Origin of the sequence: Heyndrickxia sp. FSL K6-6286 (assembly GCF_038630395.1) — a bacterium.
Lineage (GTDB): Bacteria > Bacillota > Bacilli > Bacillales > Bacillaceae_C > Heyndrickxia > Heyndrickxia oleronia.
This window is the reverse complement of sequence record NZ_CP152029.1, coordinates 3,419,692-3,441,102: the sequence shown is the minus strand read 5'-3', so window position 1 is coordinate 3,441,102 and position 21,411 is coordinate 3,419,692. Positions and strand designations below refer to the sequence as shown.

General features: G+C 32.6%; 20 protein-coding genes, 1 pseudogene and 1 riboswitch. Of the genes and pseudogenes, 15 read left to right on the top strand and 6 right to left on the bottom strand.

Features of this window, described 5'->3' with window-relative positions; genetic code table 11:
* Positions 1–714: 714 nt before the first annotated feature.
* Positions 715–885, bottom strand: a pseudogene (locus tag MHI39_RS17290) (twin-arginine translocase TatA/TatE family subunit); the annotation flags it as partial.
* A 163-nt stretch (positions 886–1,048) separates the two neighbouring features.
* On the opposite strand from MHI39_RS17290, the gene MHI39_RS17285 reads away from it, so the two are divergent.
* From MHI39_RS17285 to MHI39_RS17255, 7 genes are all read left to right on the top strand, one after another.
* A complete protein-coding gene (locus tag MHI39_RS17285) occupies positions 1,049–1,282 on the top strand; it encodes a hypothetical protein (RefSeq protein WP_251345011.1) in 234 nt (77 codons plus the stop codon).
* 427 nt (positions 1,283–1,709) lie between these two features.
* Positions 1,710–3,095 carry a Na+/H+ antiporter NhaC gene (nhaC, locus tag MHI39_RS17280; protein WP_342539837.1) on the top strand — a complete coding sequence of 462 codons (1,386 nt, stop codon included), beginning with the start codon at positions 1,710–1,712 and terminating at the stop codon, positions 3,093–3,095.
* 93 nt (positions 3,096–3,188) lie between these two features.
* Positions 3,189–3,344, top strand: a complete 156-nt coding sequence (locus MHI39_RS17275) for a hypothetical protein (RefSeq protein ID WP_280616410.1) — start codon at positions 3,189–3,191, stop codon at positions 3,342–3,344.
* Between the two features lie 7 nt (positions 3,345–3,351).
* Positions 3,352–3,822 (top strand): hypothetical protein, encoded by a 471-nt coding sequence (locus MHI39_RS17270; protein WP_342539836.1) that lies wholly within the window; start codon positions 3,352–3,354, stop codon positions 3,820–3,822.
* Between the two features lie 57 nt (positions 3,823–3,879).
* Positions 3,880–3,980: riboswitch (yybP-ykoY riboswitch) on the top strand.
* A gap of 90 nt (positions 3,981–4,070) precedes the next feature.
* Positions 4,071–4,841, top strand: a complete 771-nt coding sequence (locus MHI39_RS17265; RefSeq protein ID WP_058006493.1) for a TerC family protein — start codon at positions 4,071–4,073, stop codon at positions 4,839–4,841.
* Between the two features lie 134 nt (positions 4,842–4,975).
* Positions 4,976–5,704 carry an RNA polymerase sigma factor SigI gene (sigI, locus tag MHI39_RS17260; RefSeq protein WP_342539835.1) on the top strand — a complete coding sequence of 243 codons (729 nt, stop codon included), beginning with the start codon at positions 4,976–4,978 and terminating at the stop codon, positions 5,702–5,704.
* Positions 5,704–6,828 carry an anti-sigma factor domain-containing protein gene (locus MHI39_RS17255; RefSeq protein ID WP_342539834.1) on the top strand — a complete coding sequence of 375 codons (1,125 nt, stop codon included), beginning with the start codon at positions 5,704–5,706 and terminating at the stop codon, positions 6,826–6,828. The genes sigI and MHI39_RS17255 overlap by 1 nt, the downstream gene beginning before the upstream one ends.
* A 390-nt stretch (positions 6,829–7,218) precedes the next feature.
* On the opposite strand, the gene MHI39_RS17250 is transcribed toward MHI39_RS17255, so the two are convergent.
* Positions 7,219–7,419 carry an alpha/beta-type small acid-soluble spore protein gene (locus MHI39_RS17250; RefSeq protein WP_058002432.1) on the bottom strand — a complete coding sequence of 67 codons (201 nt, stop codon included), beginning with the start codon at positions 7,417–7,419 and terminating at the stop codon, positions 7,219–7,221.
* 194 nt (positions 7,420–7,613) lie between these two features.
* Between MHI39_RS17250 and MHI39_RS17245 the strand changes: the two genes are divergently transcribed.
* The 3 genes from MHI39_RS17245 to MHI39_RS17235 all read left to right on the top strand — a co-directional run bounded on the left by MHI39_RS17245 (position 7,614) and on the right by MHI39_RS17235 (position 9,400).
* Positions 7,614–8,969: a TrkH family potassium uptake protein gene (locus tag MHI39_RS17245; RefSeq protein ID WP_259545897.1), complete on the top strand. Its 1,356-nt coding sequence runs from the start codon at positions 7,614–7,616 to the stop codon at positions 8,967–8,969.
* A 120-nt stretch (positions 8,970–9,089) separates the two neighbouring features.
* Positions 9,090–9,251, top strand: coding sequence for a hypothetical protein (locus MHI39_RS17240; protein WP_058002733.1), 162 nt, complete (start codon positions 9,090–9,092; stop codon positions 9,249–9,251).
* Complete coding sequence (locus tag MHI39_RS17235; RefSeq protein WP_212942182.1) at positions 9,251–9,400, top strand: hypothetical protein; 150 nt, start codon at positions 9,251–9,253, stop codon at positions 9,398–9,400. Before MHI39_RS17240 ends, MHI39_RS17235 begins: the two co-directional genes overlap by 1 nt.
* A 24-nt stretch (positions 9,401–9,424) precedes the next feature.
* Here the strand turns inward: MHI39_RS17235 and MHI39_RS17230 are convergent, their stop codons facing one another.
* Positions 9,425–11,176 carry a B12-binding domain-containing radical SAM protein gene (locus MHI39_RS17230; protein ID WP_342539833.1) on the bottom strand — a complete coding sequence of 584 codons (1,752 nt, stop codon included), beginning with the start codon at positions 11,174–11,176 and terminating at the stop codon, positions 9,425–9,427.
* A gap of 345 nt (positions 11,177–11,521) precedes the next feature.
* On the opposite strand from MHI39_RS17230, the gene MHI39_RS17225 reads away from it, so the two are divergent.
* On the top strand, positions 11,522–12,985 hold the full coding sequence (locus tag MHI39_RS17225; protein ID WP_342539832.1) for an ATP-binding protein: 1,464 nt from the start codon (positions 11,522–11,524) through the stop codon (positions 12,983–12,985).
* 251 nt (positions 12,986–13,236) lie between these two features.
* The gene (locus MHI39_RS17220; RefSeq protein WP_212942178.1) at positions 13,237–13,515 is read left to right on the top strand and encodes an aspartyl-phosphate phosphatase Spo0E family protein; all 279 of its coding nucleotides are present in this window, start codon (positions 13,237–13,239) and stop codon (positions 13,513–13,515) included.
* Between the two features lie 97 nt (positions 13,516–13,612).
* Here MHI39_RS17220 and MHI39_RS17215 read toward each other — a convergent pair whose 3' ends face one another.
* Positions 13,613–14,293: an ATP-binding protein gene (locus tag MHI39_RS17215; RefSeq protein WP_259545892.1), complete on the bottom strand. Its 681-nt coding sequence runs from the start codon at positions 14,291–14,293 to the stop codon at positions 13,613–13,615.
* Between the two features lie 173 nt (positions 14,294–14,466).
* Positions 14,467–15,111, bottom strand: coding sequence for a PDC sensor domain-containing protein (locus MHI39_RS17210; protein ID WP_259545889.1), 645 nt, complete (start codon positions 15,109–15,111; stop codon positions 14,467–14,469).
* Between the two features lie 201 nt (positions 15,112–15,312).
* Here MHI39_RS17210 and MHI39_RS17205 point away from each other — a divergent pair, with 201 nt between their 5' ends.
* Positions 15,313–15,744 carry a MarR family transcriptional regulator gene (locus tag MHI39_RS17205; protein ID WP_058002438.1) on the top strand — a complete coding sequence of 144 codons (432 nt, stop codon included), beginning with the start codon at positions 15,313–15,315 and terminating at the stop codon, positions 15,742–15,744.
* An 86-nt stretch (positions 15,745–15,830) separates the two neighbouring features.
* Positions 15,831–17,531: a M3 family oligoendopeptidase gene (locus MHI39_RS17200; RefSeq protein ID WP_342539831.1), complete on the top strand. Its 1,701-nt coding sequence runs from the start codon at positions 15,831–15,833 to the stop codon at positions 17,529–17,531.
* 321 nt (positions 17,532–17,852) lie between these two features.
* Here the strand turns inward: MHI39_RS17200 and MHI39_RS17195 are convergent, their stop codons facing one another.
* Positions 17,853–19,994, bottom strand: coding sequence for an ATP-dependent Clp protease ATP-binding subunit (locus MHI39_RS17195; RefSeq protein WP_342539830.1), 2,142 nt, complete (start codon positions 19,992–19,994; stop codon positions 17,853–17,855).
* A gap of 293 nt (positions 19,995–20,287) precedes the next feature.
* Here MHI39_RS17195 and MHI39_RS17190 point away from each other — a divergent pair, with 293 nt between their 5' ends.
* Positions 20,288–21,334 carry a hypothetical protein gene (locus MHI39_RS17190; protein WP_259545881.1) on the top strand — a complete coding sequence of 349 codons (1,047 nt, stop codon included), beginning with the start codon at positions 20,288–20,290 and terminating at the stop codon, positions 21,332–21,334.
* Positions 21,335–21,411 lie beyond the last annotated feature (77 nt).

Here is a 21,411-nt window from a genome sequence, read left to right as displayed (position 1 = left end):
AATATCAAAAAAATGGCGCAGTCATTCAATAAATTGCAACGTGAGATAAAGTTAATTCTTAGTGTAAACAGATGAGAGCATAAATAAGGGAAATATATTTGCATGTGTTCTAGAGATAATGACAAGTTTGGTGTGAACATTTTTGAAACGTTCTTATTCGAACGTTTTTTCTTTTAATTACTGGTCTTTTTATTTTGTTAACTTTTTCATCAAAGTATAAGAATAATAGGAGAGTAGACTGAAAGAAGAGGGCCAGCGCATAGTAAAATGTAATAAAAAATTTCAAAGTCACTCCCTTTTAAATGATTTCACTCTGTTTAAAAAATATGTTTAATTAACCAGTTCGAGTGATATATTTGTTAAAAATTAAATATTAACATCTTGTGATAGAAATAACGATTTTTGGTAGGAAAAACAGTAAGTGGTTGGGACTCAAAAAAACCTTCTCTTAAGAAGGCGATTATTTATCTTCCAAATAAATAGTAACTGAGAGCAGTACCACCAAAAAGAATAAGGGCTGTTAATAACATTAAAAGCCATAAAACAACATTTGAATTTGATTCTTTCATTTTACCCTCCAAAATTACTAAGTTATTAAACTGAATTGTTTAAGTTTTTTTCAGCACCTTCACTACTGGGTGATGAATTTTCTGTTAAATCATTAGCCGTTGATACTGAAATATTATTTGTTTGATCCTTTTGAGATTGGAAATTTTGATTTTTATGATTTTCTTTTGTGTTTGAATCCTCTAGTAACCCACTAGTTGCATTTTTAAATTCTCTTATGGTCTTTCCTGCTGCTCTACCTATTTCTGGTAATTTTTTTGGCCCAAAAAGAATTAATGCAACTGCTCCAATGACTATTAGTCCCTCTGCATTAATCACATGAAACCCTCCTTAATATTTAATACTCAATTCATTTTACATTAGTTTGACTACTTACTCTAATGATTTCATTTTCAACTATAACATAAGAATATTAATTATTTTAACGAAACTAAAATTTTCGCAGAATTGTCTAATTTTTCATGAGAGGGGGAAGGAACATTTGACTGTTGATGAGAAAATGCATTGTTTACTTGAAATTGGAGTAAATGATGTAACATCAGAAAAAGCAGGAGTTCCTGGTAAATGGGTTCAGACTTCGTATAAGGTATCATTAGTTGACGGAGGTCAAAAATATATTATCCGTATTGAAGGTGTTTTAACTTCGCTTGGAGCGTCGTTTGAAAAAGTATTTACCATCGAGTTTAATTGTAATGAATATGGAAAAATATATTAAGGATAACTGATTCTCGATTATTTAAATAATTATTGTTTCTTAAGCACCCTAAGAGGTTCTTTTCCGTATCATTTTAGTAAGGTGTCTTTTAATTTTTTCTTGATTTATTTTTAAAACATGATATATTATATTAAAATACTTTATCGCATAAAAGCTTAAAAGCGTTTAAGTGCAAAAGGTTATATAGTTTTCCTATATCGGACACTAGTAATTCTATTGGATGCAGCATGAAGAGACTGAATGGGCGCTGAGAATTCAGGCGGCAATAGAAATGAAATACACCGAATGTAAAAATAGGAATTTTAGAGTGAATGACTTTGGTCATTAACTAGGGTGGTACCGCGGAGAGTATCTTCGTCCCTAATTGGGATGGGGATGCTCTCCTTTTTGTATGAACTGAATTAAATCTTCATAGGGGGAAAATGTCGTGTTTAGTATTAAAAAAGTTTACACACCAACAATAATTGAAGCTATTATCCTTGCTATTTGTATTGTAGGATTAATTAGCGGTGGAATTATAAAATTTTCTGCAGCGCCTCATATTCCAATCTTGTTAACAATTTTTCTATTGATTCTATACGGGTTAATAAGGAAGGTTCCATTTAAAAAACTTGAAGAGGGGATGACTAATGGTGCAAAATCAGGTATCACTGCTATCTTTATCTTTTTTCTGATTGGACTGTTAATTTCTGCGTGGATGATTAGTGGGACAATTCCCACTTTGGTTTATCTTGGATTTAAAATAGTTTCTGTTCACTTCTTTTATGCGATTGCTTTTATTACGACAGCGATTGTGGGAATAGCCATCGGTAGTTCATTAACAACCTCTGCAACATTAGGAGTAGCATTTATAGGGGTTGCTTCTGCTATTGATGCATCATTAGCTATAACGGCTGGTGCTATTGTTTCAGGTGCTTTTTTTGGTGATAAAATGTCACCTTTGTCTGATACAACAAGTATTGCGTCAATGATGATGAAGGTTGATTTGTTTGAGCATATCAGAAATATGGCATGGACAACAATCCCTGGGTTTATTATTAGTTTAATCGTATACGCAATCATATCACCGAATGCATCTTCTGCTAATTTACATCGCTTAATCAGCTATCAAGAAAGTTTGATGCAGACAAATTTAGTCCATTGGTATAGTTTGCTTCCGATACTTGTATTAGTTATATTTGCCATAAAAAAAATTTCTTCTTTCATTACTTTAGCATTTAATTCAATTTTTGCAGTTATACTTTCCTATTTTCATCATTTTACTTCCGGGCAAGAGTTATTCGGTATTCTTTTCAATGGATATGTATCTGAAACGGGCAATACAGCCATTGATAGTCTACTAACTAGGGGCGGAATAAATAGTATGATGTTTACGGTATCATTAATAATTTTAGCATTAAGTATGGGTGGTTTAACATTTGCGTTAGGTATAATACCAGTGTTACTCCAATCATTAGGAAAGATATTAAATAAAGTTGGATCTGTGATTATGGCAGCAGCTCTAACAGCTGTAGGAATTAATATTTTTATTGGTGAACAATATTTATCTATTATTTTAACAGGCGAATCTTTTCAACAAGCATTTCAAAAGGTTGGCTTAGCAAATAAAAATCTTTCACGAGTTTTAGAAGATGCCGGAACCGTAGTAAATCCATTAGTTCCATGGAGTGTTTGTGGAGTATTTCTAACAAATGTACTAGGTGTTTCAACATTAGAATATTTTCCATTTGCCTTTTTCTGTCTGTTATCTCCACTGCTAACGATTCTTTTTGGATTTACTGGTAAGACATTAACAATGATTGATAAAAATTAATGATATAAGGTTGAATGTATTTTTCTTCTCTGTTTATAGGAATATTAATTTCGAATATGGAAATTATATGGATATGAATAGGAGGAAAAAATGATGGAGAATAATGATAGAGAGACATTGAATTTTTCAAGCTTATGGATTGATTTTTTGAATGATAGTATTCCTAGTGGGAAATTACTCCAAGCTTCGTATGAAAGACTTCTTCAACGACCGGAACCAGATGAAGCTGAAACTACGAGATTTTCATAAGGAACAAATGAAAAAGGTTGAACCATTAGAAGCCATTTTGTGGAGTATTGCACTACCAGGATTTTCACAATTATTATCGGGTTCCATTATTAAAGGACTATTTTTCGTCAGTCTTGAATTTATAATTAATGTAAACAGTCATTTTAATAAGGGAATTATGTTGAGCTTTTTAGGAAAAACAGCTGAAGCCGCTAATGTAATTGATTATCAATGGCTAATGTTTTACCCGTGTCTATATATGTTTGCTATGTGGGATGCATTTAAAATGGCTCAGGATAAAGAGAAACGCTATCAGTTTATTCCTTTTGCCTTTGGAGCTTATTTTGTTACAATTGGATTAATGTATTCACCTTTAGTGTATGTCAATGGTATTTTTATCGGACCTGTCTTTTTACCGATGATCTTCTTAATACCCGGTTTAGGAATTGGTTTCATTATTCAATATATAATAATAAAGTTCAAAAAGTTAGAAAATTAGTTGTTGAAATTTAATATATTCTCCACTATACTTTTATTATAAACGAATATCTTTTGACGAATTGTCAAAGGGGAGTAGCGTTAGATGTGTTATACATCTAAAACAAAGTCGTCATTCCATGGATGAATTCCATCGGCTTTGTTGGCATAATCTATGTCTAGCAAGACCTTTGCCTATAATAGGCAGGGGTCTTTTTTGTCTGTATAGGTGATTTTCGTTCAGAAGAAACAGAGGAGGAGAATTCTTGTATGGACATTTCAATGGTACTTGAGTATGGTTGGGTCTTATTGATTTTAGTTGGTTTAGAAGGAATATTGGCTGCAGATAATGCAGTTGTTATGGCAGTGATGGTGAAGCATTTACCTGAAGAAAAACAGAAGAAAGCTTTATTCTATGGATTAGTCGGAGCATTTGTATTTAGATTTGGCGCTCTATTTCTCATTTCCTTTTTAGTTAATGTATGGCAAATTCAGGCTATTGGTGCTGCCTATCTACTTTATATTTCGGTACATCATTTATTGAAACAGTCAAAACACAAATTTAAAAAAGGAGATAAGGTAAAGGATAACAAAGGATCTTCCTTTTGGATGACTGTTTTAAAAGTGGAAATGGCAGATATTGCGTTTGCAGTTGATTCCATGTTAGCAGCCGTTGCCCTTGCTGTTACGTTGAAACCTACAGGTTGGTTTAAAATGGGTGGGATTGATGGTGGCCAATTTTTAGTGATGCTTTTTGGGGGGATCATAGGATTAGTCATTATTCGATTTGCGGCAAAATGGTTTGTCAATTTATTAAAGAAATATCCTAGCCTCGAAACATCTGCATTTCTCATTGTCGGATGGGTAGGGGTAAAATTAGTTGTTTTTACACTTGCACATCCAAGTATTCATGTTATCGAAGAGCATTTTCCTGAATCATTTGTATGGAAGGTAATTTTCTGGGGTGTACTTCTATCTATTGCTATAAGCGGCTATTTAGTATCGCGAAAAAAAGCAAATAAATTACGGAGAAGCGCTTAAAAAAATTACAGATACCCTCAAAAATTTGCTCATCCCCACCGAAATTATATATGATGAAATAATTTTGTAATTAGATAGAAAACTAAAGATGCCCCTTGTCCATGCTATAATATGTTGCAGGATGAGGTGAGTTGATGCGTGGCTTTTTAGTGAAAGATAAGAAAAAGACATTGGAGGAAATGGCTTTTTCGATCCAAAATGGGGATGAAGAGTTGTTAAACCAACTTCTTCAAGATTATCAACCATTTATAAAAAAGACAGTTTCCTCTGTATGTAAACATTATATAAGTAATAGTGACGATGAATTTAGCATTGGCCTAATCGCATTCCACGATGCCATTCTTAAATTTGATACTTCTAAAGGCTCTTCGTTATTAGCCTTTGCAGAAGTGATTATAAAAAGAAGAGTCATTGATTATTTAAGAAGCACAAATAAGTATAAAGATTTAAGGTTAGATTGCAACCCGGATGAGGATTCCTCATCTTCTGCATATGAGGACACTCTTTCAATTGAAGAGTATAATCGTTCACTGGACAATGAAAAACGTAAAGAAGAGATCTTACGACTTGAAATAGTGTTACAATCCTACGGGTTGAATTTTCACGATTTAGTCACTCATTCTCCAAAACATGAGGATGCAAGAGAAAGCGCAATTTCTGTTGCAAAAACCTTAGTTGAAGATGAAAAGCTTTTTGCTTATTTAAAAGAAAAAAAACGTCTACCAATAAAATTATTAGAGAAAAAAGTGAAGGTTAGTCGTAAAACTCTGGAACGCAATCGAAAGTATATAATTGCCATAGTCTTAATCATGTCTTCTGATTTTGTTTATTTAAAGGAGTATTTAAAAGGACGGTTAACGTAATGAAAAAAGGAGTCGTATTAGAAATAAAACGTCAGTATTTAGTCATGCTGACCCCTGAAGGTGAATTTGTAAAGGGAAAGAATAATGGAACTCCTTTGGAAGTTGGGGAAGAAATCTTTTTTTATCCATATGAGGAATCTAAAGCAAATCGTAAAAAATTCACGTTATGGTCCTTATCATCTAGTGTTGCTGCTATCCTTTTTATATGCTTTTTAATTATAAATCCTTTGAAAAAGGATCAAGCTTTTGCATATGTAACCATGGATATGGATTCAAGTATAGAATTTGTTTTAGATGAAAATTTACATATTATAGGTACCCATGCTTATAATTCAGCTGGTGAGAAATTATTATCAACTATTCAAATTGAGAAGAATCAATTATTTACTCCTGTTGCTACTAAGTTAATTAATCAATATGATTCACTAAACTCAGAAAAGAACATCGTTATTGCTTCTATTTCAAAAGACGAAAAAAATCAGCAGCGAATTGAAAAGGAAGTACAAAAGATCCAACATGATGTTCAAAAGAAAGAAGCTAATATCAAGGTGATTAAAGGATCAATGAAGGAAAGAGCTTCTGCACAAAAAAAAGGGATATCAGCGGGAAAATTTATTTCTGAAGAAAATAAGGGTAAAAAGGAAGTAAAGCAAGATCGTTCAGCTGATTCAAATCATAAAACAAGTATATCCAATATAAAAATCGAAAAACAAAGCGCCCCATTTGATCAAAATGATATGAGGATAAAACCAGTCCAACGAATGAGGAAAGATGAAGAGAAGAAGTGGAAGCAAGAGCGTATTGAAAAAGAGATAAAAAAAGAAACACAGAAAGAAACGGATACAAAAGTACATATACATAATGAGAATAGAAATGAACAAAATTGGTCGCATATAAAGGATCGAGATAGGAAAGTTGTGCCTTCTACACCAAAGCGATTCAATAAACATGAAAATCCTTCACCTAATGTCAAAAATGTAGCCCCTAATTCTAATAATAATAATAATAATGGAATAAACTCTAAACGGAATCAAAACGCTAATAAGTGGGGGAACGATAAACATAATGGTTGGGAGAACAACAATAGAGGAAACAACCATAAACAAAACCATAAAGAGCCCTAATGAACTGCACCCAAAATTTTAGAGATTCTAGAATTTGGAGGTGCTTTTTTCTTTGGTGTAATTTTATCATTCAGAAAAATTAAAGGTAGTACAGGTTGTTCAACTCTTACAAATGACATGGGAGTTCATAAAAGTAAGTTCAATAATGGGTAAGAAAATTTGAGTATGATGGTTAAAAAGCATTACAAAGGGCTTTACAAAAGATTCATTACTTTTTCACAAACGGATTAAGGTAGTATTAAAGGCATGAGTCCAATTCAAAACCAAACTCATGCCTTAGTTGCCTAATGAAATAAAGTATCCAATTTCATGGAGTGGAGGACTCACTTTTTTAGAAAAACTCAGTATTAGGTTGTATGCTCTGTCTAATGCTTAGCAACAAGCAAGTTCTTATTGATTTTGATTTCCAGATAGTTGGCTCTGAGCTTGTTTTACTAATCTTTTAGTAATTTCTCCTCCTACAGAACCATTTGCACGTGAAACTGTATCTGAACCAAGATTTACTCCAAATTCTTGTGCTATTTCATATTTCACTTGATCTAAATATTGTTCTACTCCTGGTACTAATAGTTTATTACTACTTCTTGCCATTGATAAATACCCCTTTCATATGTTGTAAATAGCTGTAATTGTAGTATGGTTGAAATCCTTAAAATTCATGAATGGTAAATTGGTTCAATTATATTTCTTTTTGGAAACGACTTTAATTATTGAGGGTAATTCTATATATTAGAGGGAGAAGATAATGAATAGTTTTTTTGATATAAGCTTGAAAGGATTTTTCTATGAAAAATTATTTAAAAACAAAAATTAAAAAATTAACACCGTTTCAATTAATCGTATATTATTACTTTTTAACGGTATCTGTTTCAACTCTTTTTCTTAGTCTACCATTAGCTCTTAAGCCAGGTGTGCGTATTCCTTTGATTGATACTATATTTGTTGCCGCAAGTGCGGTGAGTGTCACTGGATTATCAACGATAAATATTTCAGAAACCTTTAGTACTAGTGGGATTGTTATTTTGATGCTAATTCTTCAAGTAGGTGGAATTGGCATTATGTCGATCACTACATTTTTTTGGCTTCTTTTAGGTAAGAAAATTGGTTTAAAGCAAAGAAAGCTAATTATGACTGATCAAAATCAGATGAATTTAGCTGGTTTGGTAAAAATGCTAAAAATGATATTACTTTTAATCATTTTGATTGAATTATGTGGAGCATTAATTTTGGGCACATACTTTTTACGTTATTATCCTAATTGGCAAGAGGCCTATCTCCATGGATTATTTTCGTCCATTAGTGCGACAACGAATGCAGGATTTGATTTGACAGGACAATCCCTAATCCCATTTGCCCAGGATTACTTTGTACAGTTTATCAATATGATTCTGATCACTTTAGGAGCCATCGGTTTTCCTGTATTAATGGAATTAAAAGAATTTTTGTTTCGAAAGAAAACTGCGGTGAAATTTCATTTTTCTTTATTTACAAAAATTACAACATCTACCTATGCGTTATTATTAGTGTTTGGTACCATTGCGATATTTTTAATTGAAAAGGATCTTTTCCTAAAAGGGAAAGAATGGTATGATGCTTTTTTTTACACAACTTTCCAATCAAACACAACAAGAAGTGCAGGGCTAGTAACGGTGGATATAAATGAATTTTCTTCGCCAACACTTCTTATTATGGCTGGATTAATGTTCATAGGTGCTTCACCTAGTTCAGTAGGTGGTGGAATACGAACAACAACCTTTGCGATTATTGTCTTATTCTTTATCCACTTTGCTAAAGGAAATAGAAATATTAAAATTTTTAAAAGGGAAATTCATGAAATGGATGTTCTTAAAGCATTAGCTGTTTTCGTTATTGCTTCATTTATTTGTGTAGTCTCTGTAATTTTGCTGTCAATTTCTGAAGATCAAAGCTTACTTTCTTTAATATTCGAGGTATGCTCAGCTTTCGGTACAACAGGAGCATCACTAGGCATTACGCCAGATTTGACTATTTTTGGTAAGTGCTTATTAATTGTCCTGATGTTTATTGGTCGAGTAGGACTTGTTTCCCTTATGTACTTAATGGGAGGAAGAGATCAATCCAATAATTATCATTACCCAAAGGAAAGACTAATTATTGGTTAAAGGCTGAAAAGTTTCGTTTTATTACGTACCCAAGTATAGGAGAAAAGAGCTTTGTTTAATATCGTTCCTTTTGGTAAAACTAAAATCGAAGTCATTCTAAATACAAAAAGGGGTAATAAAATGGCTAAACGAAAAGCAGAGGTAAATGCAGCTGGTAAGCATAATCAGACACCGAAACGAAACCTAGCTGAGTCAGAGTTTTCGGCTGAATTCGCAAGCGGTGAAGAAGCAATGAAACATGCCAATCGTAACTCTAAAAAGGGACGAAAAGGGAAAAATTAATGGCTAAAAATAAAAGAGTTCAAGCAAATGAAGAGTTTGGTGTTGAATTCGGAGATTTAAATGCGATTAAGTTCTATGATTTAACATATAAACAAGAACAAAAAGAAAAGCATCAAGAAAAAAATAAAGAAAAGAAAGCCAACACTTAGCTTGGCTTTCTTTTTAAATTATACTTAAATGCATAATGAATAAATGGAGGATTGTCCTGATTTCGGTTCATAATAGACAACCATATAACTATCTGTTGCTTGGGTGATCTGACCGGAATTTAGATAAATATCTAGTGAAAAAGGAACTTTCTCAACAATTGTATGTTTCAGCAAATCCTTTTCAGACAAGTTCATTGATCTAAGTTTTTTATCTAATACATCAGGTTTTTCGACGATAGCCTTATATACTTTATTACGTTCAGCTTTATCCACCTCGTAGCTCCACCAAGGTTTTCTCGGCTTATAACGCTGATTATGTAAATAATCATATTTCATTAATCCCTCAATGGTATTAATCTGTTGGCTTGCTTGTGGAATGGTTCTTAAAAATGATTGAAGTCTTTTAAATAAATCCTCTAATTGGTGACCAATTCTACTCCAGCCTTTTTCTTCCCAGTAGGCACCAAATTCTTGGAAAAAGTCAAATGGTGTTTCGAAAATATTTGATACGAGATACTCAATTGTTTGATCCATTCGATGATCATTCCAATATTTTTCAAGTACATCTTCTACCTGTTTAATGCGAACAATATCATCAAATGAAAGAATGTTATTTCCTAATATTTCATATGGTGCATGATCCATGAAAATATATTGATGTTCTTTCGCACGAAGCCTTAACCCTGTACCACGTAGCATTTTTAAAAATCCAAGTTGTAGTTCTTCTGGACGTAAGGCAAAAACATCATTGAAGGTTTTTCTAAAGGACTGATAATCTTCTTCTGGTAATCCGGCTATAAGATCTAAATGCTGATCAATTTTTCCTCCGTCTTTAACCATTGTTACTGTTCTTGTAAGTTTTTCGAAATTCTGCCTGCGTTTAACCAATTCATTGGTTAAATCATTGGTTGATTGAACACCAATTTCAAAACGGAAAAGTCCTTTAGGAGCATTATCATTTAAAAATTGAATGACTTCTGGACGCATAATATCCCCAGTAATTTCAAATTGAAAGACAGTTCCAGGTTTATGCTCATCAATTAAAAACTGGAACATTTCCATTGCATAGCTTCGACTAATATTAAAGGTACGATCTACAAATTTAATCGTTCTTGCCCCATTATCCATTAAAAAACGAATATCATCCTTGATTTTTTCTCGATTAAAATATCGGACACCAACTTCAATAGAGGAGAGGCAGAATTGACAATTAAACGGACAACCTCTACTAGTTTCAATATAAATGACTCTTTTTGAAAGATGAGGAAGATCCTCTTCAAAGCGATATGGTGAAGGAAGTTCACGTAAATCAATTTTATTCCTTTGTGGATTAATTTTCACTTTTCCATTTTCCATATAGCCGATTCCAGGAACACTTGAAAAATCTTTGTCACCTTGAATCTCTGAAAGTAGATGTTTAAAGGTCTCTTCTCCTTCCCCCATTACAATGATATCAATCTCGGGTAACCGTTGTAGCCAGTAAACTGTATCGTATGTAACCTCTGGTCCCCCAAGAATAATCGTTAATTCTGGCATGATTTTTTTTAGCATTTGAATCACTCGAATCGTTTCCTCGATATTCCAAATATAACAGCTAAATCCTATAACATCTGGTTTTTTTGTGAATAAATCAGAAACAATATTCATTACAGGATCTTTAATCGTATATTCTGCGAGTACGACATTATATTCAGGCGCCGCAGCTGCCTTTAAATAACGAATCGCTAAATTTGTATGAATATATTTTGCATTCAGTGTACTTGCGATAATTTTCATATAATTTGATAACCTCAGCTTTCAGATAGCAGTTATGAATTGCTTCTTGAATACTTACATATTGTATCGAAGGATGAGCAAAACCTCAATATTTGTATTGATCCCTTTTCTTAAACATTTGCTGCTATTTAGGAGGGAATTTTTTTAAGCAATTATATTATTTTATAAAACAAATGAAACAATAAATTACATATGCAGGATTTTTCAGTCTATTAGCGAAATTACTTTGTATAGAATGATTCTAAATAGTGGTAATCTTATTTAGTGCTTTTGATATGTATTACTTTAATAAAAACTTATTATACAATAAAACAGCAATACCTTGAAGTTTAGGGGGGGAATGTGGTGACAAATGAGCAAGTTGAATTAAAAAGCAAATATCGAATTGCTCGTCAAAAGGGATTTAAATTAAAGAAAAATGCCGAGCTTTTTAAAAGTTTATTTGAAGAAGCCATCGACGGTATTGTGTTCTGGGGTCAAGATGGCAGTATTTTAATGGCTAACCAATCCGCTTTAAATATTTTTGAATGTACTTCGGAAGAGTTTTTAAAACGAAAGCTATGGGAATTTATTTATAACAATGATCAACAAGAAAGTATCCTTAAGAGATTCAATGAAAATGAATCAATAAGGGATGAAATGTTGTTTCTTATGCCAAATGGACAATTCAAATATCTAGAATTCACATCGAAAATGAGTTTCGTTGATGGGTATAATATGACTATTTTCCGAAATAGTAGCTACCGATATCAAATGGAACAAAATTTACGAGACAGTGAGGAAAGATTTCGGAATATTTTTGAAGGCTCACTAGATGGGATGTTACTATGGAATAAGAATTTTCATGTAGTTGATATGAATCCAATTGCAGCAGAAATACTCGGTATAGAGAAAAATAAGATTATAGGTAAGGATTTTAGAGAAATTTATCGTCATTACCCTACCATTTATCAAGAAATGAAAAAGCACCTAGAAGAATTGCCGATTAATGGAACATCAGATTCTATCCTACCTATCAAACATTTAGGAATAAATAAATACTTAGAGATTAGTTCTAAAGGCAATTTAGCATCCAATTTAAATTTGACAGTAATCAGAGATGTAACTGAGAGAAGGGCCTTGCAGGAACAATTACAAAAATCTGATACATTAATGGTTGTAGGGGAATTAGCAGCAGGGATTGCCCATGAAATACGGAATCCAATGACTGCACTAAAGGGGTTTATCCAATTACTTGAATCTAGTATAAAAGAAGATCATTCATTATATTTCAAAGTGATTACTTCGGAATTAAAACGAATAGAATCTACTATCACGGAATTTCTTGTTCTAGCTAAACCACAAGCTATTCAATTTCAATTCCATGATCTTCAAAAAATAATGATGGATACATTAGATTTATTACATGGACAAGCTCTTATGCATAATATTCAATTTGAATTTGTCCACGAATCCGCATTGCCCCAAATTTTCTGTGAACCAAACCAAATGAAACAAGTATTTATAAATATTATTAAAAATGCAATAGAAGTAATGCAAGATGGGGGAAATATTCGTATCCAAATTAAAAGAGAAAATGAGGAAGAAATGCATGTAATTATTCAGGATGAAGGTGAAGGGATCCCGAAGGATAAAATAAATAAATTAGGTGAACCATTTTATACAACAAAGGAAAGGGGAACAGGCCTAGGATTAATGGTAAGCTTTAAAATTATTAAAGATCATAAAGGTAGAATTCATGTCGAAAGTGAAGTCGGTGTCGGCTCAACCTTTCATATATATTTACCCATTTCAAAAGGGAATGTCTAACAAGCGGACAGACCCTTTCTTTTTAGACAATCCCTTTGTTTTTCTTATAGAAGAATATGAATGTTGAATGATTAGGAAAATAATATGTTTATGTCGAAAAGTACTAACAATTTTTGTTGAATGATTATTGATTATTAAAAAGAATGTCTAATTTTGCGAATCTATTTACATTTATGGAAATACCTGCGATAATTCACAAGGGAATCAAGTTGATATAGATACCTAGGAAAATAATCGAAGGAGAATGTAAAGTGTATAGTGATACCAAAAATAGAAAAAGATTTTTAAAAGAAATACAACAAAAAAGGGATCAAATGATCTATCTCGGAAAACGTTATGGTTTAACAAATGAAAAAACCATCACTTGTAGTCAGGAATTGGACGAGCTCCTAAATGAATATCATTATTTATTCCAACATCAAGCTGAAAAACCAAACGTTATCAGGGAAGTGTCATTTCACATATATAGAAGCCAGTTGAAAAAGAGCAATTGGAAGATCAAAAAATATCAGATATTAAAGGCTATATAAAAACTATCACTATATCTATCATCACTGTCCAACTTTCTTAGATAAATATATATTTTTTGTTTCTATTTTCATCATAAAAAGGGTTGTCTGATGGCTATCAGACAACCCCTTTTTGTAGAGGAAGTGTAATGATTACTTCCGTTCCTTTATTTATTTTACTTTTAATTTCGATGGTTCCATTAAATGATTCTATTATTCTTTTACATACTACTAATCCCAATCCTGTCCCATTTTCTTTTGAAGTAAAAAAAGGAGTGAAGATTTTTTTTAAATCCTCTTCTGAAATTCCATTCCCATTGTCGCGGATTGAAAGGATAACATTCTCTTCGTTTTTATCCAGATTGATCATTAACTGCCCCCCGACCGACATAGATTCCAGCGCATTTTTAGTAATATTTAAGATTACTTGTTTAAGTTGATCCATTGTTGCTAATACAATCATTTTCTCTGAATTGATTCTGTAGGAGTAATGAACATTAAATAAGTTGGATTCTGAGTAGATTAGTGGATTTAAATCATTTATTACCTGATCCAAATGGATTTCCTCCATTTTTTGGATAGTAGGTTTTCCAAGGATGAGAAATTCGTTTACAATCTCATTGATCCGATCAATTTCTTTATTCACAATAGAAAAATAAAATTGATCCTTTGGATCCTTATATTTTTCGGATAATAATTGAAAAAGTCCTTTAATCCCAGTAAGAGGATTTCTTATTTCATGAGCAGTACTTGCAGCAAGCGTCCCAACTAGCTCTAATTTTTGTGTTTCATTTTGCATCCGTTCCCGTGCAGCCTGTCGTTTAATTGTAATAGAATGTAAAAACAGATATAAACCATGGATAATCGTGGTGATAATTAGAAAGAAAATAAAAGTATGATTAAAAACTGGATTTATCTTTGGAGTGTTTGGAACTATGGCAATTCTCCAAGGTACTTTCTCAAGCGAAGTCCTTACAATCCCTTTTTTTGGTCCAATACTAAATTACTATTTGTAGAAAATATCGGAATACCAGTTGTGCTCTCAAATTGGACGAATGTATTTGGTGAAAGCATTTGTATTATATTAGCGATATAATCAATACGTATATGTGCAACGATGATAGCTTGAATGTCATTATTTTTTACAACAGGAGTGACAATAGCAACGACTTTTTGATTATTTGACAGTGTTTCTACTTGATCGGAGACAACTGTTTGATGAGTTAATTCCATCGTTTTCAAATAGTTTTTATTTTGTAAACTGTATTGTTTTAAATAATCATTAGTTCCAGTAATCACATTTCCTTTTTTATCCAAGAAGTAAATTCCGCCATATCGTGGATCTTTTTCACTGACCTTTTTTAATGCTGTTTTTACATCATTGGTATTGGTAAAATTAGATTCAAAGGTTATAGCCAATACTTCGATACTCTTAATTGTTTCTCCAATTACTTGATCCATCTGCCTCTGATAGATGGATGCATCGCGCTCAGCATGTCTATATGATTTTTTATCATTCATTTTATAGCTATATATCCCGTAAAGAGTGGTGAACAATATCGCTGGAGCAAGTACAATACTAAGATAGATAGCGAATTTTTTGCGTTTATTTTTCATTGAAAGACCCTCTATTAAAAATGTGATTTATTAATCATATAATAAAACTCTGCAAAAGAATATTAATCATTTGACTCATTGATATCATTATACTTTATTCTTATATGATAGGTAAAACCCTGATAGGTTCTATAAGATAGTATTGACAAGAATCCATCTCTTGCCTATAATGACTATAATTTTGTAGAAGGAAATGATCTTATGGATAATATTCAACAGTCTTTGAAATTATTTATTGTATTATCAAGGGCGTATCGGGCAGTAAATGAATTCACAAATGCCTTTATTCAACAAAATGGCTTGAATCCGACAGAATTCGCGGTTCTTGAATTACTCTATCATAAAGGGGACCAACCCTTACAACAAATAGGTGATAAAATTCTTCTTGCTAGTGGCAGTATCACTTATGTTGTCGATAAGTTAGAAAAAAAAGAGTATATTGAACGAGTAGCAAGTCCAGATGATAGAAGGGTAACATTCGCGCATATAACAGAAAAAGGAAAGCAATTTATGGAATCGATATTTCCAGAACACCAAGAGCGGATTCATCAAATCATGTCAGTATTAAATGATACAGAAAAAGAAATGGTCATAGATACTTTAAAAAAACTCGGAAAAAGTATTTCAAATTAGAAATACTTTTTTTATTTTTTTAGAGGAATTTATATGAGTTATGGCGAATAAATAAAGGCTTGAATATTGAATGTGGGGTGTGTGTTATGACAGTAAAGTTTGAAGATTATGCATATACAAGACCAGAAATAGAGAAAGTGGAGGTTGCGTTCCGAGCAGATCTTGAAAAATTCAAACTGGCCGAAAATGTGGAAGAACAAAGCTTAGCGATGAAGAACATCAATAATATTATTAATGAGTTAGGTACTATGTTTAATCTATGTTATATTCGCCATACGATTGATACCGAAGATGAGTTTTATAAAAACGAAAACGATTATATGGATGAAATCATGCCGCATATCGAGGGTTTGAGATCTGAATATTATCAGGCATTAACATCGTCTCATTTTCGTGATGAACTAGAAAAAAAATGGGGGAAGCAGCTCTTTGATTTAGCGGAAGGACAATTAAAAACCTTCTTTCCTGAAATTATACCGTTGGCTCAAAAGGAAAATAAGCTGTCATCTGAATATACGAAGCTTATAGCCTCTGCAAAAATTATGTTTGAAGGGGAAGAGAGGACACTTGCTCAAATTGATCCTTTTACAGAATCTAAGGACCGAGACATGAGGAAAAGAGCCATTGAAGCGAAATTTGGTTTTTTTGTTGAAAACGCGGAAGAATTCGATCGTATTTATGATGAATTAGTAAAGGTACGTACTGAAATCGCCAAGAAATTAGGATTTAAGAATTTCGTTGAGTTAGGCTATTACAGAATGTCACGTATTGATTATAATGCTGAAATGGTAGCGAAGTTTCGTGAACAAGTGAAGGAATATATTGTCCCGCTTGCAACTGAACTAAGAAAACGACAAAAAGAGAGAATTGGTGTAGATTCTTTAAAATTTTATGATGAAGGTTATCAATTTTTATCTGGAAATGCTGTACCTAAAGGTTCGCCTGAATGGATTATTGATAATGGGAAGAAAATGTATTCTGAGCTATCAAAAGAAACAGATGAATTCTTCACATTTATGAATGATAATCATCTTATGGATCTAGTAGCAAAGAAAGGGAAAGCAAGTGGCGGATATTGTACTTATATTGAAAACTATAAAGCACCATACATTTTTTCAAACTTTAATGGTACATCTGGGGATATTGACGTGTTAACTCATGAAGCCGGGCATGCCTTCCAAGTTTATTCTAGCCGTCATTTTGAAATACCTGAATACAATTGGCCGACACATGAAGCATGTGAAATTCATTCAATGAGTATGGAATTTTTCACTTATCCATGGATGGAATTATTCTTCAAAGAGGATACAGATAAGTATAAATTTGCCCATTTGAGTAGTGCATTAATCTTCTTACCATATGGTGTAGCCGTTGATGAATTCCAGCACTTTGTGTATGAAAATCCTGAAGCTACCCCTGCTGAAAGAAAGCAAGCTTGGAAACAAATCGAAGAGAAGTACCTACCACATCGTGATTATGATGGTTTCGATTATTTAGAGAATGGTGGACTTTGGCAAAGACAAGGTCATATTTATGAATCACCATTTTATTATATTGACTATACACTAGCGCAAATTTGTGCGTTTCAATTCTGGAAAAAATCACAAGAAAATCATGAAGAGGCATGGAAAGACTATATTCATTTATGTAAACAAGGTGGAAGTAAATCTTTTACAGAGCTAGTAAAAGAAGCGAACCTTATTTCCCCATTTGAAGAGGGTTGTGTTCAGTCCGTGATAGGAACAATCCAAACATGGCTTGATCAAGTAGACGATAAAAAGTTATAAGTGAAAAATTTTGTTATGCTTGTTTAATGTTTCAACAAGTAGGGACTTGGAGTATTTGTATAAAGTAGCAAAATTTATTATAAAGGCTGTTTTCGTATCGTTTGTTGCTTTTGTAAAGCCCACCTGTCGGCTGTTACTCCCAATAAAGGATTCTAGCGGTTTTTATGGAGATTACAGCTCTTTCTCAGTAAATTGATACGTGAAGCGATCCTCAGTCGATATTTAATAGTTATAACTTTACTTTAAAAGCAACAATGTTAGAGAAAAGAGCCATTATAAAAAAAGGAGAAAAGCATAGACGCTTTTCTCCTTTTTGTAAGATTATCTTGATTCAACATGAATATGATCATCGACGATCGTTGCAATTAATTCTTTTTGATCTACATGGTCTAATATAAAGTCAGCAATACGATCCTCTAATTGTTCTTGAATTACTCGGCGTAAAGGTCTTGCACCGAATGCTGGATGATAACCTAACTCTGCAAGTTTTTCTTTTACTTCATTTGTTACCTCAAGTGTAAGTTGTTGCTCAGATAATGTTTCATTCAATTCTTTGAGCATTAAATCAACGATTTTCAATAGATGTACTTTATCTAATGATTGAAATTCAATAATATTATCAAATCGATTGAGAAATTCTGGCTTGAAAAAGCTGCCGAGTGAATCAAGTATACTTGTTTCCTTAATAGCATTGCTTTGGTCAAAGCCAACATGAATTTCTTTAAAACCGATTCCTGCATTACTAGTCATAATAATAACTGTATCCTTGAAGCTGACCGTACGTCCTTGACTATCTGTAAGACGACCGTCCTCCAATATTTGTAAGAACATATGCTGCACATCTGGATGTGCTTTTTCAATCTCATCTAATAATATGATACTATATGGATTTCTGCGAACTTTTTCAGTTAATTGTCCTGCTTCTTCATGGCCAACATATCCTGGTGGAGAGCCGATTAATTTAGACACACTATGCTTCTCCATATACTCACTCATGTCGAGTCGAATCAATGCATCCTTTGTACCAAATAATTCTTCTGCCAATGTTTTTGTAAGTTCGGTTTTACCGACCCCAGTTGGACCTACGAAGAGGAAGGAACCGATTGGACGAGTTTTTGATTTTAATCCTGCACGTCCGCGACGGATCGCTTTAGCTACTTTATTAACCGCTTCATCTTGACCGATTACTTTTTTGGCTAAGTTTTCTTCGATATTTTTCATTTTTTGTTGCTCATTGTCTTGCAATTTACCAACAGGTATACCAGTTTTCTTCTCGATAATTGCTTGAATATGAGTAATGTCCACTATAGGCTGACTATGTTTATTTTCAGTTTGCAGCATTTGCTCTAATTTTTCTTCTTCATCACGCAATGTTGCAGCCGTTTCATAATCTTCTTTGGCTAATGCAGTTTGTTTTTCTTGCTCAATTTCTGTAAGACGTTGCTTAAGTTCCTCTTCATTGCCAGTCACTAATGTTAAGTTTAATTTTGAGCCAGCTTCATCCATTAGATCGATTGCTTTGTCTGGTAGGTAGCGATCTTGAATATATCGATTAGATAAAATGACACATGCTTTGATTGCTTCATCTGAGTAACTTACTTGGTGATATTTCTCATACTTTTCTTTCAATCCATTTAAAATATTAATCGATTGTTCAATTGTAGGTTCATTTACTTGCACTGGTTGGAAGCGTCTTTCTAGTGCTGCATCTTTTTCGATTTGGCGATATTCTTTTAATGTCGTTGCCCCAATTACTTGAAGTTCACCTCTTGCTAATGCTGGTTTTAAAATATTTCCTGCATCCATGGAGCCTTCAGCAGAACCTGCACCAACAAGTAAATGAATTTCATCAATGAATAAAAGAACATTTTTACGATTTTGTAATTCAGTGATGAGTTGCTTCATTCTTTCTTCAAATTGTCCCCGAATTCCTGTATTTGCTACCAATGAGGCAACGTCAAGCAGGTAGACTTCTTTATTTCTTAGTTTAGCTGGTACATCCTTTTCAACTATTTTCAATGCAAGACCCTCTGCTATTGCAGTTTTACCTACACCTGGTTCACCAATTAAAACTGGATTGTTTTTATTCCGGCGGTTTAATATTTCAATCACTCGATTGATTTCTTCTTCACGCCCAATTACCGGATCAATTAATCCTGTTTTAGCTATGCTTGTTAAGTTGCGTCCAAATTGATCTAAAAATCCATTATGACCATTGCCGCCCTGACTTTGAGTTTGTTGTTTAAACCCCTGATTATTCGCTGACAATGATCCACCTTGACTATACCCTTTAAATAAATGTTCAAAATCATTCATTGAAGGAAAACCACCAAATGGTGAATGATTCATCGCAAATTCTTTTTTATAGCATTCGGAACATAATTGTAGATCCTGAGTTTGCCCATTTATATTTACTCTTAGTTGAACATTAGCATTTCGATTATTACAATTTTGACATTTCATAAAAGCATTCCTCCTTGAAATAGCAATGCAATTGTTATAAAAGTTGATTTTGACTATCTTTGACTAATTAGATAAAAAGAAAATAAGGTTGTTTGATTTTGACTATCTTTGACCTTATGAATTTATCATACACCCATTTTTTAAATTTGTAAATATTTTTTTGACCTTTTTTGACTAAATAAAAAAGTTATAAGAGTTTAAAGGGTTTATTGCAAAAAATATTTTTCTTGTCGTAATTGAATATGCTTGTACATATGGATTAGTAGTGCGACTTTATTGCGAGGGGATTATTAATGAAGAAATATATTGGTGGTTTACAAGTGGCTGCTGTTTATGTTGGAACAGTGATAGGAGCTGGATTTGCTACAGGAAAAGAAATCGTCGAGTTTTTTTCACGCTATGGGTTTATTGGAATTATATCAATATTATTAGCAGGCTATCTATTTATCGCATTAGGTACAAAAATGATGTTGATAGCCATTGATTTGAGAGCCAAATCATATGAAGAATTTAATGAATATTTATTTGGTAGAACCATTTCAAAGTTTATGAATGTATTTATGATGATGATGTTACTTGGAGTATGCGGGGTGATGTTTTCTGGAGCAGGCGCGGTGTTTCAAGAACATTTAGGTATTAGTAAAAATATTGGTATCTATTTTACTATTTTTTTAACGATTTTTATCATGTTAATTGGTACAAAAGGCGTATTTGCTGTTAATACTTTTGTTGTGCCGATGATGATAATTTTTAATTTTATCGTCATGTCAAAGTCAATCTTAACTCCAAATTTTTTTGAATCAGTTTTAATGATTCCTAAAGTAGAAGATGGTTGGAGATTATTTCTATCTCCTTTTTCGTATGCTGCTTTAAATTTAATCCTCGCACAAGCAGTATTAGTACCAATTGCTAGTGAGGTAAATGATAAAAAGGTAGTTCGGATAGGTGGTATTATAGGCGGAGTTTTATTAACACTAATCCTATTATCTAGTCATTTTACACTCATTACTTTACCTAATGTGGCTGAATTTGAAATTCCAATGGCTATTATTGTTCAAAATACTTTTGGAAGTATTTATTATATCTATGTTGCTATTATTTATGGAGAAATATTTACCTCTATCATTGGAAATGTTTATGGCCTTGGACAGCAGATCCAGCAATATTTATCTATTAAATCGTTATGGATCTACATGATCATTATTGCAGTTGTTACATTAATCAGTAAAGTGCATTATGGAACACTTTTAGCATTATTGTACCCGTTATTTGGATATATTAGCTTAATTTTTATCTTTTTACTTTGGATACGAAGAGAAAATAAGTTTACGAAAGCATGAAATGAGGCTGTCAGATAAAAAGTTGGTGCCATTACTTCACAATCATTGTAGAATACATGTGAAATGATAAGCATATG

Bases quoted from the DNA above. Each gene is read 5' to 3' on its own strand.
- MHI39_RS17275 (WP_280616410.1), top strand. From the start codon at position 3,189: ATGGAGAATAATGATAGAGAGACATTGAATTTTTCAAGCTTATGGATT.
- MHI39_RS17270 (WP_342539836.1), top strand. From the start codon at position 3,352: ATGAAAAAGGTTGAACCATTAGAAGCCATTTTGTGGAGTATTGCACTA.
- MHI39_RS17265 (WP_058006493.1), top strand. From the start codon at position 4,071: ATGGACATTTCAATGGTACTTGAGTATGGTTGGGTCTTATTGATTTTA.
- sigI (WP_342539835.1), top strand. From the start codon at position 4,976: ATGCGTGGCTTTTTAGTGAAAGATAAGAAAAAGACATTGGAGGAAATG.
- MHI39_RS17255 (WP_342539834.1), top strand. From the start codon at position 5,704: ATGAAAAAAGGAGTCGTATTAGAAATAAAACGTCAGTATTTAGTCATG.
- MHI39_RS17250 (WP_058002432.1), bottom strand. From the start codon at position 7,419: ATGGCAAGAAGTAGTAATAAACTATTAGTACCAGGAGTAGAACAATAT.
- MHI39_RS17245 (WP_259545897.1), top strand. From the start codon at position 7,614: ATGAAAAATTATTTAAAAACAAAAATTAAAAAATTAACACCGTTTCAA.
- MHI39_RS17240 (WP_058002733.1), top strand. From the start codon at position 9,090: ATGGCTAAACGAAAAGCAGAGGTAAATGCAGCTGGTAAGCATAATCAG.
- MHI39_RS17235 (WP_212942182.1), top strand. From the start codon at position 9,251: ATGGCTAAAAATAAAAGAGTTCAAGCAAATGAAGAGTTTGGTGTTGAA.
- MHI39_RS17230 (WP_342539833.1), bottom strand. From the start codon at position 11,176: ATGAAAATTATCGCAAGTACACTGAATGCAAAATATATTCATACAAAT.
- MHI39_RS17215 (WP_259545892.1), bottom strand. From the start codon at position 14,293: ATGCAAAATGAAACACAAAAATTAGAGCTAGTTGGGACGCTTGCTGCA.
- MHI39_RS17210 (WP_259545889.1), bottom strand. From the start codon at position 15,111: ATGAAAAATAAACGCAAAAAATTCGCTATCTATCTTAGTATTGTACTT.
- MHI39_RS17205 (WP_058002438.1), top strand. From the start codon at position 15,313: ATGGATAATATTCAACAGTCTTTGAAATTATTTATTGTATTATCAAGG.
- MHI39_RS17200 (WP_342539831.1), top strand. From the start codon at position 15,831: ATGACAGTAAAGTTTGAAGATTATGCATATACAAGACCAGAAATAGAG.
- MHI39_RS17195 (WP_342539830.1), bottom strand. From the start codon at position 19,994: ATGAAATGTCAAAATTGTAATAATCGAAATGCTAATGTTCAACTAAGA.
- MHI39_RS17190 (WP_259545881.1), top strand. From the start codon at position 20,288: ATGAAGAAATATATTGGTGGTTTACAAGTGGCTGCTGTTTATGTTGGA.